Source organism: Vicinamibacteria bacterium (genome assembly GCA_035620555.1).
GTDB lineage: Bacteria > Acidobacteriota > Vicinamibacteria > Marinacidobacterales > SMYC01 > DASPGQ01.
The window spans coordinates 1-2091 of record DASPGQ010000181.1 but is presented as its reverse complement, the minus strand read 5'-3'; the positions used below and the strand labels follow the sequence as shown (position 1 = coordinate 2091).

The 2091-nt window shown below is 63.3% G+C and carries 4 protein-coding genes; 2 read left to right on the top strand and 2 right to left on the bottom strand.

Features of this window, described 5'->3' with window-relative positions; genetic code table 11:
- Both VEK15_06980 and VEK15_06975 read left to right on the top strand, forming a co-directional pair.
- On the top strand, positions 1 to 436 hold a 436-nt coding region (locus tag VEK15_06980), incomplete at its 5' end, for an OPT/YSL family transporter (GenBank protein ID HXV60417.1).
- The gene (locus VEK15_06975; protein ID HXV60416.1) at positions 433 to 771 is read left to right on the top strand and encodes a PqqD family protein; all 339 of its coding nucleotides are present in this window, start codon (positions 433 to 435) and stop codon (positions 769 to 771) included. The genes VEK15_06980 and VEK15_06975, both read left to right, overlap by 4 nt.
- A 50-nt stretch (positions 772 to 821) precedes the next feature.
- Here the strand turns inward: VEK15_06975 and VEK15_06970 are convergent, their stop codons facing one another.
- Positions 822 to 1211 carry a PIN domain-containing protein gene (locus tag VEK15_06970; GenBank protein HXV60415.1) on the bottom strand — a complete coding sequence of 130 codons (390 nt, stop codon included), beginning with the start codon at positions 1209 to 1211 and terminating at the stop codon, positions 822 to 824.
- Positions 1208 to 1498 (bottom strand): type II toxin-antitoxin system Phd/YefM family antitoxin, encoded by a 291-nt coding sequence (locus VEK15_06965; GenBank protein ID HXV60414.1) that lies wholly within the window; start codon positions 1496 to 1498, stop codon positions 1208 to 1210. Before VEK15_06965 ends, VEK15_06970 begins: the two co-directional genes overlap by 4 nt.
- Between the last annotated feature and the right edge of the window lie 593 nt (positions 1499 to 2091).

The window sequence follows — 2091 nt, the reverse complement described above, 5'->3', positions numbered from 1 at the left end:
CGTGGGAATGTTCCTGGCGCTCGCGCTGATTCTGATCAAGGCGCCCTCGCCCATGCTCATCGCCGTGGGAATGTACCTTCCGTTCGAATCGACGGCGGCGATCTTCGCCGGCGGTGTCCTGCGGAGTATGCTCGACGCGCTTCTGAGGTGGAAACGAGCTTCGGAGAACGAGCGCATTCGCGCCGAGAACGTCGGGACACTCCTCTCGTCCGGCTTCATTGCCGGCGAGTCGCTCATGGCGGTGCTCCTCGCGTTTCTCGTTCTGGGCAGCGACTTCGTCCCGAGCCTTACCGAGCTTCGACAGAGCGTGACCGCCGGCATCACACCTCGTTACTGGCTCGGGCTCGTCGTCTATCCCGCGCTCCTGTACCTTCTCGTATGGGTTCCGTTCACCAAGATGCGCATGGGAGGGCTGCCGAGCACCAAGACCGATTGAACGTCCTCGATCTGACACCGCATCGAGCCGCGGATTGGACGGAGCGCGACGGCCTGGTGGTGCTCGTTCGTCCGCGGCCCGCCGCGCGCTCGCTCCGCGGGCTGATCGACGGGCTCGGCTACCTCCTCGCCGCCAAGCGACTGCGCCTCGACGCGCTCGGAAGCTTCTGCTGGCGCCAGATCGACGGCAAGCGGACGCCCTGGGAGATCGCGACCGTCGTTCGCCGCGAGTTCGGGAGCGAGTGCGAGCCCGCCGAGGAGCGCGTAGGACGTTTCCTGCGCATGTTGGCGCGCGAGGGACTCGTATATTTCGACGAGCTGGCCACGAGAATGTGACGGTGCGGCGGATCAACCCGCAGGCACATCGTTCGAAGAGCCCATTGGGCTTACGTCAGATCGAAGATCGGGACACCGATTCTCTCAGCGGCATGCTGCATGCGCTTGTCATACGTCGCAAGCTCGACGTCTTGCTTTTGACGTCGCAAGAAATCCAACGAAGCAAGGTGAAGCGCATCCAGAGTCCTAACCGGCACGGGAAATGGCTCGAGTGCTCGCGCCAATACCGGTTGGGCCAACTCGACGAAGGCGAGACGCCCGAGCAGCAGTCGCAACGGTTCAGCGTGCGATCCCGAGAGGTCCATCGCATGAATCCTCGTCCATGCCTCGTATTCGAGTAGCCGGCTCGAGATGAGAAGCTGAGCCCACATCGATGGCGGCGTAGCATGACCCTCGCCAAGCAGATGCGCAAGAACCACCGAGGTGTCGACGTAGATCAACGATCCGAACGATCCTCGTCCAGTCCCCCCAGCACCGCGTTCACAGGGGCGACCGGTAGGCGCGGTGGGGGCTCCTCACTGTGAACTGTCGGTGGCGTCACCCATCCGCTGCGGACGGCGTCAGCGAGAAACGCGTCCGCGACGATCGGGCTGCGCTCTTCTCTCGGAGGCACGAGCTCGGCCACGACTCTGTCCCGATCGGTCACCAGCACCGTCTCGCCCGATGCGGCGAGACGTACATATTCGCTCAGCCTGTTTTTGAGCACTTTCAGCCCCACCGCTCGCATGGTTAGAAGGTAGCTTCCAGAAGCTACCTTTGTCAACCCGAGAGCAGTGGTTCCAGATCACAAACATCATCGCGAATGGCGGGAGTAACTACGCCCGACGCCCGGGAGTCTCGACCTCGACACGATCCACCAGGCTATTGCCCGGGATCGTCTTCCGACGGGCCGTAGATCGAGGGCACCTTGCCGCCCATCGGGCGAATGTAAGCGCTGAGCTGGCCCCGGTGACGGAGGGACAGGCCCTTCCCTGCGCCAGCGCCTCGAGGTCGTAGCCACCGAGAATGTTGAGAGCGATGAGAAGGACGATGCCCTGCGAATTCGGGGCGCTCTCCTAGACCTCGAGACTCGCGTACTTCGTCTTCAGGGGCGGGCTTTCAATCCTGGAGCCATCGTGGACGCGGATGCCCCAGGGACCACTCAAAAAGCACGCTGCAGTTCGAATGTGCCCGCGACCGTGCCGAAGCACCGGCCCGATGCATGGCCATTCAGGCGCTGTGCGCGGCCGCCGCTGAACTGGATTTGTGTAATAACGAGGCCAACGCCCCCGCAGGTGCTGGTTCGCGGAAGGCCGCCGAGAAAGAGCATCGGTGCCCAAT